Origin of the sequence: Pseudomonas fluorescens HK44, assembly GCF_000217955.3 — a bacterium.
Taxonomy (GTDB): domain Bacteria; phylum Pseudomonadota; class Gammaproteobacteria; order Pseudomonadales; family Pseudomonadaceae; genus Aquipseudomonas; species Aquipseudomonas fluorescens_AQ.
This window is the reverse complement of the sequence record NZ_AFOY02000029.1, coordinates 40027-53085: the sequence shown is the minus strand read 5'-3', so window position 1 is coordinate 53085 and position 13059 is coordinate 40027. Positions and strand designations below refer to the sequence as shown.

At 54.5% G+C, this 13059-nt stretch carries 14 protein-coding genes and 1 pseudogene; 5 read left to right on the top strand and 10 right to left on the bottom strand.

Annotation, left to right across the window (positions count from 1 at the left end):
* Positions 1–28: 28 nt before the first annotated feature.
* The 3 genes from HK44_RS28635 (at position 29) to HK44_RS28625 (ending at position 1466) form a co-directional block, all read left to right on the top strand.
* Complete coding sequence (locus HK44_RS28635) at positions 29–403, top strand: chemotaxis response regulator CheY (protein WP_019694555.1); 375 nt, start codon at positions 29–31, stop codon at positions 401–403.
* A gap of 258 nt (positions 404–661) precedes the next feature.
* Positions 662–1003, top strand: a complete 342-nt coding sequence (locus HK44_RS28630) for a hypothetical protein (protein WP_019694556.1) — start codon at positions 662–664, stop codon at positions 1001–1003.
* Positions 1004–1148: 145 nt separating this feature from the next.
* A complete protein-coding gene (locus HK44_RS28625; protein WP_019694557.1) occupies positions 1149–1466 on the top strand; it encodes a hypothetical protein in 318 nt (105 codons plus the stop codon).
* Positions 1467–1789: 323 nt separating this feature from the next.
* Here the strand turns inward: HK44_RS28625 and HK44_RS28620 are convergent, their stop codons facing one another.
* Entirely contained in the window at positions 1790–2404 is a 615-nt protein-coding gene (locus tag HK44_RS28620; RefSeq protein ID WP_019694558.1) for a recombinase family protein, read from the bottom strand.
* A 383-nt stretch (positions 2405–2787) separates the two neighbouring features.
* On the opposite strand from HK44_RS28620, the pseudogene mobF reads away from it, so the two are divergent.
* Together mobF and HK44_RS28610 are read left to right on the top strand one after the other, a co-directional pair.
* Positions 2788–5238: pseudogene (gene mobF / locus HK44_RS28615) on the top strand (MobF family relaxase); the annotation flags it as partial.
* A 76-nt stretch (positions 5239–5314) separates the two neighbouring features.
* Positions 5315–5896 carry a hypothetical protein gene (locus tag HK44_RS28610; RefSeq protein ID WP_011117451.1) on the top strand — a complete coding sequence of 194 codons (582 nt, stop codon included), beginning with the start codon at positions 5315–5317 and terminating at the stop codon, positions 5894–5896.
* 328 nt (positions 5897–6224) lie between these two features.
* Here the strand turns inward: HK44_RS28610 and HK44_RS28605 are convergent, their stop codons facing one another.
* The 9 genes from HK44_RS28605 to HK44_RS28565 are packed head-to-tail and all read right to left on the bottom strand — an operon-like array spanning position 6225 to position 13056.
* On the bottom strand, positions 6225–6863 hold the full coding sequence (locus HK44_RS28605) for a KfrB domain-containing protein (RefSeq protein ID WP_011117452.1): 639 nt from the start codon (positions 6861–6863) through the stop codon (positions 6225–6227).
* Between the two features lie 47 nt (positions 6864–6910).
* On the bottom strand, positions 6911–7393 hold the full coding sequence (locus tag HK44_RS28600; RefSeq protein WP_011117453.1) for a KfrB domain-containing protein: 483 nt from the start codon (positions 7391–7393) through the stop codon (positions 6911–6913).
* A gap of 14 nt (positions 7394–7407) precedes the next feature.
* Positions 7408–8013: a phospholipase D family protein gene (locus tag HK44_RS28595; protein ID WP_011117454.1), complete on the bottom strand. Its 606-nt coding sequence runs from the start codon at positions 8011–8013 to the stop codon at positions 7408–7410.
* Positions 8003–8332 (bottom strand): TrbM/KikA/MpfK family conjugal transfer protein, encoded by a 330-nt coding sequence (locus tag HK44_RS28590; protein WP_011117455.1) that lies wholly within the window; start codon positions 8330–8332, stop codon positions 8003–8005. Before HK44_RS28590 ends, HK44_RS28595 begins: the two co-directional genes overlap by 11 nt.
* Positions 8333–8361: 29 nt before the next feature.
* Positions 8362–9267: a lytic transglycosylase domain-containing protein gene (locus HK44_RS28585; RefSeq protein ID WP_011117456.1), complete on the bottom strand. Its 906-nt coding sequence runs from the start codon at positions 9265–9267 to the stop codon at positions 8362–8364.
* Positions 9251–10279, bottom strand: a complete 1029-nt coding sequence (gene virB11, locus HK44_RS28580) for a P-type DNA transfer ATPase VirB11 (protein ID WP_011117457.1) — start codon at positions 10277–10279, stop codon at positions 9251–9253. Before virB11 ends, HK44_RS28585 begins: the two co-directional genes overlap by 17 nt.
* Before the next feature lie 9 nt (positions 10280–10288).
* The gene (locus HK44_RS28575; RefSeq protein WP_011117458.1) at positions 10289–11572 is read right to left on the bottom strand and encodes a TrbI/VirB10 family protein; all 1284 of its coding nucleotides are present in this window, start codon (positions 11570–11572) and stop codon (positions 10289–10291) included.
* Between the two features lie 2 nt (positions 11573–11574).
* Entirely contained in the window at positions 11575–12366 is a 792-nt protein-coding gene (locus tag HK44_RS28570; RefSeq protein ID WP_011117459.1) for a TrbG/VirB9 family P-type conjugative transfer protein, read from the bottom strand.
* Between the two features lie 24 nt (positions 12367–12390).
* Positions 12391–13056 (bottom strand): type IV secretion system protein, encoded by a 666-nt coding sequence (locus HK44_RS28565; protein WP_011117460.1) that lies wholly within the window; start codon positions 13054–13056, stop codon positions 12391–12393.
* Positions 13057–13059 lie beyond the last annotated feature (3 nt).

The following is a 13059-nucleotide window of genomic DNA, read 5'->3' as shown; positions in this document are numbered from 1 at the left end:
TTATTTAGAGGTTACATTGAATAAAAACATGAAAATCCTCATCGTTGATGACTTTTCAACGATGCGACGGATCATAAAAAACCTGTTGCGTGATCTTGGATTCACTAACACGTATGAAGCAGATGACGGAACGACTGCGCTACCGATGCTGAAAAACGGCAGTTTCGATTTTCTAATCACTGACTGGAATATGCCTGGTATGTCCGGTATCGATCTTTTGAGTTATGTGCGTGCTGACGATCGTATAAAACACCTTCCGGTTTTAATAGTGACCGCCGAAGCTAAACGTGAACAGATCATCAAAGCCGCCCAAGCTGGAGTGAACGGTTACGTAATCAAGCCCTTTACTGCGCAAGTATTAAAAGAAAAAATTGAAAAAATTTTTGAACGCATTAATAATTAGGTGGTTTCGCTTAGTGAATTTAAATAATAGATTTTTTAATCTATTGGTCAAAAAGAATTTAGGCTAAATAATTAAACTACAGGACATTCTCAATTTAGGTAAATTGAGTCTTCCGGAAATGGTATTCAGCCGCGAACTCTACGTAGCTGCTGCCTCGATCATACCGACCGGTTCCGGGTTGTTGTGCAAAGCGGAACAGTGCCGCTCGTTAGACGATGTAAACACGCCAGACGAAATGGACATTTGAGGATTATCAGCATGGACGAACGCAAAGAACGAGAGCTGAAAAATTACCTCGACCTGCTGTTCTGGATGGAAACGGCATCGTCGGCTGAGATCCAAGGGACATTGGCGGTCGCGTCTGGTGTGACTAAGGAAGACCTTCATTTGGCCGTAAAGTGCATGATGGAATCATACCGGCCTGGCCTGGCGCGTTACTTTCCCCATTTGAAGCCGAACAGATCATTTCTAGCAGAATTGCGCTACCAACACGCAGCGCTGGCCGAAGCGATGCAGCTACTAGAGGACTCGTTGACGCAGCGCAAGCACGACCCGTCTTTATCACATGAAGGGATGACCCCGCCTTGCTCTGAGGTGTGACTCGGCGGGCGCGACCGTTGCCCGTGGTAGGGCGGAGCCCTACGACTTTGATTTAGGGGACAGACAATATGCTTCCGTGTCTGCGGCTTGCAGCTCCTGTGCGCTTGCCATATAAACGCGCTTTTTCACCGATGGAGTGCTGACCATGAGCAGCGGATTGACCGAGGATGACATGCGTCAAGCGCTGGGCCTGGATGTCGCGCCTCTTTCCCCTTCACCCTCGCCTCAGCCAACGGCGGTGGCCGCCACGCCAAAACCGCGCCCCCCGGCCAAGGCGAAAGCGCGCACGCCCAAGCTGCGGGTCACGTTGTGTGTCAGCCAAGAGTTTGAAGGCGAAACCACGCTGTTGACCCATGAGGCCGATACCTTGAGCCGCTTCGACGCCGAGCAGCAAGCCAGGACACTGGCCAAGCAAGCCAAGTACCGGTACGTCGAGCTGGTGGCGATCACGCCCATCGAGTAGGGCTGTAGCATTTTCCGTGACCTTTGCTCTGGATATTTGGCAAAAAGCCACCATATCGAATGAGCAGCCAATCGCGGCTGTTCATTTGGAGAAACACCATGGCACTGCCAGCAGGAACCACAGCAAACACCGGTGAAAGCTGTCCACAAGGTGGTATTTGGCACCCAATCGGCAAGCAAGGTGCTTTGACCACGGTGTTCACCTTGAATAAAGCGCTTCATGGGCGATCCCTGCGATGAAATCCTCAGAAATCATAGCAAGGGTTCGCGGAGGCGTTTTTATACACTCTGGGCCGTAGTGAGCCATTCGCCTCCAGGTCAAGATCAGCCCCGTGAAAGCAACTTCAGGCCATCTGGACGCAACTCGCCCTGTGGCGAGACGTGCCGGTACAATGTCTGTCGAGTGACGCCGAGTTCCTCACACAGACCGCCAACCACGGTTTCCGGCTGCCCCATCGACGCCATGGCCAATCGCAGTTTCGCTGCGGTCATCTTGAACGGCCGCCCGCCGTTCCTGCCGCGTGCTCGTGCCGATGCCAATCCTGCCATCGTGCGCTCGGAAATCAACTCCCGCTCGAACTCGGCCAGCGCAGCAAAAATACCGAATACAAGCTTGCCCGCGGCAGTCGTCGTGTCGACCGCCGCACCGTGACCGGTCAGGACTTTCAATCCCACGCTACGCGCAGTCAGGGCGTGCACGGTGTTGATCAGATGGCGTAGATCGCGGCCGAGCCGATCGAGCTTCCACACGAGCAGCGTGTCGCCTTCACGGAGGGCCTTCAGGCAAGCAGCCAACCCCGGTCGATCATCGCGTCGGCCTGAAGCCAGATCCTCGTAGAGATGTGAAGGACTCACCCCGGCGCCGATCAGTGCATCGCGCTGCAGATCGGTGGATTGGGATCCGTCCGCTTTTGACACTCGCATATAGCCGATCAACATCTCTTCACCTGTCACATATACGTTCGATTAAGTGACAGTTTGAGTCGGAAAGCTCTGACCGTCAAAAATTGTCACTTAACCCGTCACCTAGTCTAAGACATGTAAAGGGTTAGTAAGGATCATAATGTGACAAAAATTCCGGGGGAATCCGCTCGTTGGCAAACATGGCATTAAGTCTGTGCGGAAACCTGTGATCCCTACCCACAAGATCCTCTCACTTGCAGTTAATGCTGGTTGGCGACGATGGAATGCAGGTTGGTGCGGAACAATGCAGGTTCATTCGCAGCTAACGCTGGTTTGCCGGGCCGGACAGTCGCAGTTAATCCTGGTCGAAAACGGCGCTGATTGCAGGTCGGAACGTTTTCGTTTGCAGGTCGTTACACGTAGTCATGAACGCGACACGGCGTGCAGACGGTAAATGGCGAGCAATACACAACGACGATATTTTCAAGATCCAACCGCAGATCGACGCCATGTACAAGGGCGAGCTGGCCAAGGAGCTGCGCGAGCTGGGCTATGAAATTCGGGTGTTGGACAAAGACGGGAATTTCGAGCTGGCCCATATTTCGAGGGACCAGATCGAGGCGTTTTCGAGCCGGTCCAAGGTGATCGAGGAAGCGTTGGCCAAGGACGGGAAAACACGAAGCAACGCCACGGCCTTGGAGAAACAAATTATTGCGATGGCCACCAGGCCACGCAAAGACGAGCGCGACCGTCATTTGGTCAAAGAATACTGGGTCATCAAGGCGCGAGATCTAGGTATCGAGTTCGGCGGCCGCAGTCAGCTTGATAACCGCGAGTACGGTAGGCGCTCAGAGAGCATCCATGCAGAACACAACCTGCCGGAAGGCATCACCGCTGGCCAAGCAGTGGTGCAATACGCCATAAACCACTTGACCGAACGTGAGCAGGTTGTCGGCGAGTCTGATCTGCGCACAGCTGCGCTACGGCGCGCTGTTGGCTTGGCATCGCCATCCGAAGTCGACGATGAAATCAAGCGTCTGGTGAAACAGGGAACGCTTATCGAATCTCCACCAACCTACACGATGGCCACAGGTAAGGATGGGACGGCGCTGTCACCTGCTGGGTGGCGCGCATTGCTGAAAGAACAAAAGGGCTGGACTGACAAGGAAGCCCAGCAGTACGTCAAGATGGCGATCACCCGTGGCTCTTTGGTTGAAGCTGAAAAACGGTACACCACTCAACGGGCGTTGAAACGAGAAAAGGCGATCCTCGCTATCGAGCGCAGCGGACGTGGCCTAGTCGCGCCGCTGTTGAGCAAGGAGCAGGTAGCAAAAGCACTTGAGGGCTCAACACTATCTGCAGGCCAGTACCAGGCCGTGGAAGTGATCGTCAGTACGAGCAACCGATTTGTTGGCATCCAGGGCGACGCAGGAACCGGCAAAACTTACTCAGTTGATCGCGCTGTTAAGCTGATCGAGTCAGTCAACAACGCCATGACCGAGCGGACTACAACGACCGATGCGGTTTTCCGTGTCGTTGCTTTGGCACCCTACGGCAACCAAGTAACCGCACTGAAAAACGAAGGGTTGGACGCTCACACACTCGCCAGCTTTTTCCATACCAAAGACAAGAAGCTGGACGAGCGGACAATCGTCGTACTCGATGAGGCAGGTGTAGTCGGCGCACGCCAGATGGAGCATCTGATGCGAATCATCGAGCAGTCCGGCGCCCGACTGGTCCAGCTGGGCGACACCAAACAAACGGAAGCTATCGAGGCTGGCAAACCATTCGCCCAGTTGCAGCAGAACGGTATGCAAACTGCGCGGATCAAGGAAATTCAGCGACAGAAGAACCAGGAACTAAAAATTGCTGTTCAGCATGCGGCTGATGGCAACCCGGGAAAGTCACTTGAGCATGTCAATCATGTTGAAGAATTCCGGGAGCCTGGCCAACGGCACCAAGCCATCGTTCGTGACTACATGTCGTTGACGCCGGAAGAACGCAAAGAAGTATTGATCGTCGCCGGTACGAACAAGGACCGCAAACAGATCAACGCAATGACAAGGGAGTCGCTTGGCCTCGTAGGCAACGGGAAAGAGCTGCCGACGCTCAACCGCGTCGACACCACACAAGCCGAACGACGGTACGCTCCAAGCTACAAAAAGGGAATGATCGTACAGCCCGAGAAGGATTACATAAGAACTGGCTTGTCCCGAGGGGAGCTGTATACCGTTGACCAGGCCCTGCCCGGAAACGTGCTGGTGGTAAAAGACAAGAACGGGAACCGCGTCGAGTTTAATCCTCGGAAGCTGACCAAGCTCAGCGTGTACAACCTTGAGAAACCTGAATTTTCCGTTGGCGATCTGGTGCGGATCACCCGTAATGATCAGAAACTGGATCTCACCAACGGCGACCGAATGCGGGTTGTTGGGAACGCCAATGGCGTCATCGAGCTGGCATCCCTCAAAGAGAAAGACGGCACGCCAGAACGAGTAGTGGCCCTTCCAACTAACCGACCATTGCATCTAGAGCACGCCTATTCCGCTACCGTCCACAGCGCCCAAGGTCTTACAAATGATCGAGTGATGATCTCCATCAACACGAAAAGCCGGACAACCTCACAAAACCTTTGGTACGTGGCCATCAGCCGGGCAAGACACGAAGCGCGCATCTATACCGACTCAATAGCCGGATTGCCTGCCGCCATTGCAAACCGATACGACAAAACTACAGCCCTGTCATTGCAGCAGGCGCGAGAGCGTCAGCGTAACGAGTCCATCAAGCCGCGCACGGTGTTGGACGGTAAGGCGCTGGAACGCAAACAGCGTTCCGCTCTGGACGGACCGAGCGCAGGTAAATCAGGCGTGTAGATGATTTTTTGAATTGTGATGAGAATATGGGGTTCCGGTATTGCCGGAACCTTTCGCATTTAGATGACAGGATTTTATGGCTGATTGGAAGAATATAGGCCAGGCCAGGTGGTATGACTGCAAGCTGGGGACCATGAGAGACGAGGACTTGGCTCAGCTTGTCGGTACGACAAAAAACGTAATTCGTTACCGGCGTCAGCTATTCGATATCGAAGCTTGGAATGTAAGAATGGCCATCGAGCCCTACCGGCATTTGTTGGGCATAGAATCAACTCGAACTGTAGCGCGCCTTTGCGGGGTTTCTGCCTACAGCGTTGATCAATACCGCAAATCTTTAGGGGTCAAGGCCAAGCCGGGACCGCCCCCACTCCCAAAGCCGAAGCGTTTCCCGGTCAACCATCCGTTACGTCGCTACAAGCCGCTCTTGGGCATAGTGCATGACCAGGACGTGGCAGATCTTGCAGGCGTTTCAAGAACAACGGTTCGTAACTGGCGCGAAGCGTTGGGGCGTGCGCCTGCTGATCCATTACCGAAGCAGCCAACCACGGCACAGCTAAAAAACTATGTCGGTCCGTGGCTGGGTTACGAATCATTGTCCGGCGTTTCCATCAGTCGCGCTATCGAATTCCGAAACAAGGTGATTGCCGAGCAGAGCTAGGATCGCCGCTGGCAGCCAGGGGTGCCCCCTGGACGGCAGAACAAAGCAACACCAAGGGCGCTGCCCTTGTCAACTCGCTGGGGTCGCCCAGGCCTCAGGTGCGCGGGGTGGTGAAGCTACCCCACACACCCCGGCGCAGACTGGGGGTCACTGCGCACCGTCAAGCAGAATACGCCTGCGGCGGTCCTGCGGAGGCGGGACCCACCTTCGGCGGGGCCCCCGCCATTCCACTTGACCGCGCTACGTTCTGACAGCATGGCGCGGAATCGCATTTATCGAAGGCAGCAAAAAGGGGGCAAAGCCCCCTTTTCTTAAAATCTACCTAGGTTCAATCTCGGCCCATTCCGCCAAGTCCCTTGGGCTGGTGCGAAGGCACCTTTTGTTCATGCTGCAGCTGACGATCTTTGACGATGCCCACACCGGCGAAAGGGTAACGAATGGACAAGTCTTTGCCAGGGTGGACAAGGCCGGACTTTGCACTGCTCAGCGCGGAGCGATCATGCGCAATGTGCGTGACGCGATCACCGTTCACGATCTGCTGTATGACTTGGTTCTCCTTGAACCCAACCACCTTGCCTTCGTAGGTTTTGCCAGCGACAGCGCGCTCGTACGCAGGCATATCCTTCGGTTTTGAATTGGCAAGTTCTGGTTCTGCAGGCTTACCAGCTGCAGCACCGGCATGCTCCTTTTTGCTCAGCTCAAGAGCGCCTTTGAACGACGCCTTGAAATCAGCTGCACCAGGTGCATTATCAAACGGCAAATCCTTGTATGGCTTACCTTCATGCACACCGGTGCCAGCGTACATTTTCGCACGATCACCGGGCTCCTGTACCAGGATCATCGGTTTATTGCTCAAGTCAGCCTTGAACCACGCTTCTCCAGCGGCCTTTGCGTCAGTGAATACCTGACGCTCTTTGCCTTCCTGATTGATGGTGTAGGTGGTCTGAGTAACGTCTTCTTTGGCCATGTCCTAATCCTCTTATCTGTCTTAGATCTGCAGCTATTGAACGCGGTTTAAACCCGCCCTATTCCAGCGGCGCCTTTCGGCAGGTGTTCCGGTGATCTTTGCCCATCCAGCTCCATGGCAGGCTTCGCTATGCCGACGCTTTCAGACACATAACGAATGCTCACTGACCTGTCACTGGTGAACACGTTGGCTTGCACGCTGTTGAGCGACGTGCGCTTGTGTTCAATCAAAACATCGTAACCATTGACCCGCGATGCTTGATAAAACGACTGGGAGTCGCGGTGAACGATTGGGCCCTCGTAGGCCCTGCCAATGTCAGGCTGAATAGCTGGACCGTACTTTTGAAACAGTTCGAAGGAGGGCTCACTACTGCGCTTGTGATCGGTTGCCCAGTCTTCGGCATTCCGTGGCGAAGCGTTCACATGCTCCGCCACGTTCTCACCAGGTCGCTTGCCTCCAGTCAGCTGATAAGCACCACGTTCACCCTGTTGCGTTCGATCCTTGTCCATTGGGTTTTCGTCTTTGTCCATTGGTAGACCCTCGCTCAATACTGTGGTTTGAAAGCTTTGCCCTGATCCCACCGGCTTTGCCAGTGGTTCAGGTATTGCTCGGCGAGATCGGCATCATTCCAAACCACCAATGCGTTCTCGCTGTTGCTTTTGGCGGCGGCAGCGGAGTAGTTGAAGCTTCCGGTTTCTACCGCTTTGCCATCCACAACGATGAACTTGTCATGGTGAATTGCGTAAGTGCTGATCGTGCGCGTCGGTATGCCAGCACGTACCAGGAGTGACAGCGCGTGTTTCCCCGCCCGCGAGCCGTTGCCCTGCAGGTTGCCCTGGTAATCAGCAACCACCGCCACATCGACCCCGCGCTGTTTCGCTGTGATCAATGCTTTCGCTACATCAGGACTGGTAAACACGTAGGCCGAGAGCCTGATCGAGCTGGAGGCTGAATCGATGGTTCGCAGTACCAGGTCGCGGGCAGATCCTTCCGGAGAAAACCCCACCTCGATGCGACGTGCACCGTCAACATCGACCGCCGCCGCTGAAGGCTGGGCGTCCGTTGACTGGTCCGCCCAGGCAATTGGAGACACCAAGCCTAAGAACGAGGAGAAGGCAAAAATGCGGACGGCGTGCAACTTAGAAACCATAGCGCGAGCCTCCCCACTTATCGTTTGCTTGTTTGGCCCCAGCCTGATCATCAACACATTGCGCCACGAAATCACCGCGAGCAGCGGCAGTGCGTGAAGGACTGAAGTTGCCGTGTTTGAATTTCACGATGCTGAAATAGCGCTTGAGATATTTGTCGCAATCACCGTCGCGGGACATGCCAAGCAGACAGAGAGTTGCCCCGCAAGCATCCTCATCACTGTTTTGCCCATACGAAAAGTCAGTAGGGGGTTGCGCGCCTGCTTGGGCAACACCGGCAAATGCCAAAGTCGCCAAGAGAGCTAAGAATTTTTTGCGCATTAGGATCTCCTTTTCTCGCATGCGAGAAATCAGTTGATTATCTGTACGAATGAAGGGGCCGTTTGTTCCTGCTGCACGGGCACTGCCGCTGGCTCAGCATTAGCTGTCGGAGCGTCGAAGGCTGTGAACTTCCGTTTCTCATCGGGCGCATCACCGGTATCCAACTGGACCTGAATCTGCGACTTCTGCTGCGCTTGAGGCTGTGCCTGTGCTATCGCCTGACCGTTTCCATCCGTGAAGGTCAACCACGGCCCTGCAGGCTGCTCAGAGGCTCCCTGAGCGCGCTTGCGCGCTTTAGAGGGTGACTTGGTGCTAGCGATTACAGGAATGGCTTGCGTGGCTTCCTGTACGTCGAACGCGGGCACAATCGGATCATCAGCCGTTGGTTTACTTGCACGGTCGACCACCCTTTCGACGTAGGACATTCCACCAGGGCTATCAGCATCGAAGCCAAGCCGCTCGTTACCGCTGTAATACATGGAAGTCGCTTTCAAAAGAGCTTCTTGTTCAGTAGCACTTGTTTTGAGCGCTTGGGTGTAATACTCAGTGAACAACTTGCTGATGGCCTGCAGGTTACGGCACGGTTCGAACACATCCTGATAGCTCAGGCCCCGGGCTCGCATGTTGGTCATCAACAATTGGCCCAGGCCCATCGCGTAGCGATGGCCGTCACGTTCCAATTTCTCCGCTGTGGCAATTGCTTCACTCAGGGACTTGGGCTGACGCTCAAGGCGAGTACCAACCACACCAATGGCATATGGGTTGAATGACGACTCATTACCGATCAAGGCTTTTAGCGTCGACGCATGGACGTTTGGCGCGCACTTAGCGGCCAAATCTGAAAAGCGTTGTTGCTGGGTTTCTTCTGCGGCAACGTGGCCGACAAGGCAGGCCGATGCAAGGATGGCCAGCGCGAATTTAGGCAGCTTTTGCATATTGCACCTCCGTGATGAAACGACGGCCATCAAAGCCGTATTCCCACTGGATCACTACGTCGATCAGGTGACGTGAGAATTCCACAAGTTGGTTTTTGGTCATGTCAGAGCCGCCACGCGATGCCATCGACGCAAGCCGGTCAAACATCAGGTCGGGGCTGTCCGAGTGGATAGTGCTGAATGAACCGCTATGGCCGGTGTTCAGCAATTCAAGATAGGGGTAAGCCTCAGCACCGCGAAGCTCGCCCATGATTGCGCGGTCAGGCGTAAGACGAAGAATCGACTCAAGGTGATCAAACGGCGTGACCCGCGCTTTGCCTTGGCCACCACGGGAATAGATCAAATGAACCACGTTCTCGCTTTTGAGACGGATCTCGCGGGTATCTTCGATTGTGACGATCCGCTCATTAGGGTCTACATGCTGCAACAGCATGTTGAGGAAGGTGCTTTTGCCCGCGTTTGTCCCTGCCGAAATCATGATGTTTTTGTGGGCCTTGACGCACCCAATGAAAAATTCCGACCAGCGCTTGGCGCGGTACAACTCGACCAGGTGATCATCGCTGTACTGATCTGGCGTGCGTGCCTCGTTGATCTGGTCAAACGCTCCCGAAGCGATGTATTGGTCCATCGTCAGCTGAACGCGGCCAGGTTTACGAATACAGACGATGCCGCCGATATGTTGCTCAACGGCAGGCGCAAGCACGCACTGGACCCGATAGTCGCCACGTTCCGAGTCCGCTACGTGGTCGCTCATGTCCATAGGGATGCGACCGGACAGGATCGGCGCATAAGCGTTGACCTCTTGCTCTGTATGCGCCGCAATCAACTCGGCCAGCGACTTGATCAGCGGAAGGGTGACGCCATCCACAACGACTGGGCGCATGAACCGGCTACCGCGATACGCGGCCCATACGTTGCCTGGACCATTAATAGCGATCTCGGATACCGCTGGGTCATCGAGCAGGAAATCAAAACTGCGCAGCTTTTGGCGGAACGAAGCAATCTCAGACATGGAAAAACCTCAGTTAATGAATTTCACGCCGCCGTTGTCAGCCTCTTTGGCTTCCTCGGCGAACTGTTCGGTGAAGTCCAAATCACGCTGCAGGTAGATCACCACGCGTGAGCCATGAGGAACGGTGACTGTTGGTTGAATGTTTGCGTACCGGCTAAGAATGGTTTGCGAGGACTCAGCAGCAGCCTGTTGCACTTCAGTACGGTACTGAGAGGCCGAGTTTTCTTGATCACCAGAGGAAACGCCGGAGTTGGAGGCACCCGCGCCGATGATCGAGACAGCAGCAGCAACACCGAAGATCTGCGCCCAGTGGTTATCAACGACACCACCCTGGCCAGCGGAGCCCAGCTGATCAGAGCCAGCGCTATCCAAAGCAATTTCCATTGCACGACGCCCCGGCAACTTGGGCATACGCAACCAGTTCCAAACGGTGAACAGGCGCTCTTGACCAGGTGAAAGACTGGCGTTGTAGCTTCCGCATACCGAAGACCCCCAAGGGATCATTACGCGGCGACCCTCCGCTGCATAAACGTCCTGTGCAGTGGTTACGCAAATCTGACCTGGCAATTGACTCTGCGCACGGGGCTGCAAAGTCGCCTCGATTGCAGCGCCCTGCAGAACCTTGTACTGCAAATTCTCCAGAGCCCGAGCTTTCGCCACCGGCACGCCGGTGGAGTAAGTCGACGATGCGAAATTCTCGTTTGCATTGCGGGAGACGCGCCCGGAATTACCCGAGTTACCGCCCAGCAACGACCCACCGGCTGGTGGTTGAGCTGGATCTTGATCGTCACGACCTTGCGCAAAACCATCGTCCTTTGCAGTTGCAAAGATCGCCGAGCGTTGACGCGCAGCGAGCATCTTTTTGCGCGCAACTTCTTCTTGAAATTCCAACGCTTGCCGCTGCTTTTCAGCTTCGCTCAAACCCTCTTGGTTGGTCTGACGCTCAGCTGTTGAACGGGGTGTGTCAGCTGGGGCGCCCGGCTCCCCATCGTTGCTAACTGGCTTTACCTTCGCCGCTTCGCGCTTGGGAGTAGGGTCTTGGACCTTCCGGCGCTCAGCAGCGACAATCTCATCGTTTTTTGCTGGGGCAGCTGGTTCACCACTGTCATGCTTGAGCCAGTAAACGAAACCACACGCCACAACTGCTGCGCCAATCATAAGAACGCCGCTGCGCTTTCCACCAGAACCAGCCTTTAGCATCGAGTTCGATTGCGACTCGTTCCACTCGGCCATTTCTTCTTCGCGGGTTTTGTCCGCTTGCTGATCAGTTGGTTTGATAGGTTCCTTCGCCATGGTTATGCCCCTCCCCCATCACGCGCACCCCGAGTAACAGTGCGTTTATACGGATTCGAAAGGTTTTCAACGCAGATGTAGGAATTGCCGCTGCGCACCACGAACATGCTGGCCAGGCGCTGAACCACCCAATACTCACCCTCGCGGCGAGCATTGACCATCGCCTCGGTGCCATCAGGCAGCACGCGGTAAAACTGCGGGAGATCCGCACCCTTCTTCATCAAAAACTTGGTGAACTGACCATCATCCATAACGCCCTGCAGGCCGATGGCTTCTTTGTCACCCGAATAGCCGTAGTTGATGTTCGGGGAAGAAGGAGTACCGGTGCTGGTGACTGGCCCAGTAGCCGCAGGCGCTGGGGTTTCCGCTGCATCGTTAAACGATGTGACACGGCTGGTCGGATAAACGAATCGGATCAAGTACGACTGACTTGTTTTCGCCTTCGTACTGTTGAGCTGAAAGTAATACGTCCGCTTGGATGTAATCACCGTCATGTTTGTGTCTGCATTGTCTTCCACGGGCTTCAAGAAAACCCGGTTACGGAATGGCATGCTCTGCCAGGAAATCGTGTCACCAAGTGCTACGACCTTGACCATTTCATCCGCTTCGAACTCAATGGATGTTTGGTATCCGTAAGTGCCGACCAGTTCGTAAATTTGGTTTGGGTCATAGGGCACTTGTTTGACACGGTTGTCAGAGGACAGAGCCCTCGGCAACTTTGCAGCTAGTGCATTAAATGCACACAAAGCCAAACTCAGGGTAATAGCTGTCGGTAGAACGAACTGTTTTTTCATGATTAGTTTCCTTGTGGGAATGAATTACTGGCGGCTCAGTTCTTCACTCTTACGGTATAAAGTTGCCAAGGTGCCAAACGGGTTTTCCCAACGATCACCCAAGGCTCTAGGGATCATCGTGTGTGCAACCTTTATAGTTGCCAGGTAGGAAGTAACCCTTGGCTCTTTGTCACCCCACTTGTGATTGGTTGAAATGAATATCACCTGATACTCATCGCCAATCTTGTTCATGCGCTTGGGTTGGGCTTCGATCCAGTCGTTTTCCCCGAGCGATGCGTATGGATTGCGCGCGTTATCGGGGCTGATCTCCTTCTCATATTCGACAGCGACATTGCGGGTCATGTACGTGTGGCAGGTATCGGACAGCTGTTGCTTGCGCCGAGGGTCAAAGGTGTTACAAGCACGAATGAAATCAAACAGAACGCCTTCGATGACAGCCTGCTCTTTGTCGACGTTTTCCGCCGTAACCGTGCGCTGCTTGAGCACTTCATTATCGGCGCCGATCACCGTCACCACATTGACGAACGTCTTTGTTTCAGCCAGGAACGCGATGGCTATGGTCGACCCCACCAGGGCTAGTGCGAAGGCACCGTTCAGAAAGTAACTACGGTTACGTTCTTGTTTTACCTTCTTGTGTTCGAGTTGACGCTGACGGCGCGCAATCTCATCTTTCTTTAATGTCTTGTCCATTGC

What these genes read in the sequence shown, in the direction of transcription:
- HK44_RS28635 (WP_019694555.1), top strand. Translation starts at nt 29, where the DNA reads ATGAAAATCCTCATCGTTGATGACTTTTCAACGATGCGACGGATCATA.
- HK44_RS28630 (WP_019694556.1), top strand. Translation starts at nt 662, where the DNA reads ATGGACGAACGCAAAGAACGAGAGCTGAAAAATTACCTCGACCTGCTG.
- HK44_RS28625 (WP_019694557.1), top strand. Translation starts at nt 1,149, where the DNA reads ATGAGCAGCGGATTGACCGAGGATGACATGCGTCAAGCGCTGGGCCTG.
- HK44_RS28620 (WP_019694558.1), bottom strand. Translation starts at nt 2,404, where the DNA reads ATGTTGATCGGCTATATGCGAGTGTCAAAAGCGGACGGATCCCAATCC.
- HK44_RS28610 (WP_011117451.1), top strand. Translation starts at nt 5,315, where the DNA reads ATGGCTGATTGGAAGAATATAGGCCAGGCCAGGTGGTATGACTGCAAG.
- HK44_RS28605 (WP_011117452.1), bottom strand. Translation starts at nt 6,863, where the DNA reads ATGGCCAAAGAAGACGTTACTCAGACCACCTACACCATCAATCAGGAA.
- HK44_RS28600 (WP_011117453.1), bottom strand. Translation starts at nt 7,393, where the DNA reads ATGGACAAAGACGAAAACCCAATGGACAAGGATCGAACGCAACAGGGT.
- HK44_RS28595 (WP_011117454.1), bottom strand. Translation starts at nt 8,013, where the DNA reads ATGGTTTCTAAGTTGCACGCCGTCCGCATTTTTGCCTTCTCCTCGTTC.
- HK44_RS28590 (WP_011117455.1), bottom strand. Translation starts at nt 8,332, where the DNA reads ATGCGCAAAAAATTCTTAGCTCTCTTGGCGACTTTGGCATTTGCCGGT.
- HK44_RS28585 (WP_011117456.1), bottom strand. Translation starts at nt 9,267, where the DNA reads ATGCAAAAGCTGCCTAAATTCGCGCTGGCCATCCTTGCATCGGCCTGC.
- virB11 (WP_011117457.1), bottom strand. Translation starts at nt 10,279, where the DNA reads ATGTCTGAGATTGCTTCGTTCCGCCAAAAGCTGCGCAGTTTTGATTTC.
- HK44_RS28575 (WP_011117458.1), bottom strand. Translation starts at nt 11,572, where the DNA reads ATGGCGAAGGAACCTATCAAACCAACTGATCAGCAAGCGGACAAAACC.
- HK44_RS28570 (WP_011117459.1), bottom strand. Translation starts at nt 12,366, where the DNA reads ATGAAAAAACAGTTCGTTCTACCGACAGCTATTACCCTGAGTTTGGCT.
- HK44_RS28565 (WP_011117460.1), bottom strand. Translation starts at nt 13,056, where the DNA reads ATGGACAAGACATTAAAGAAAGATGAGATTGCGCGCCGTCAGCGTCAA.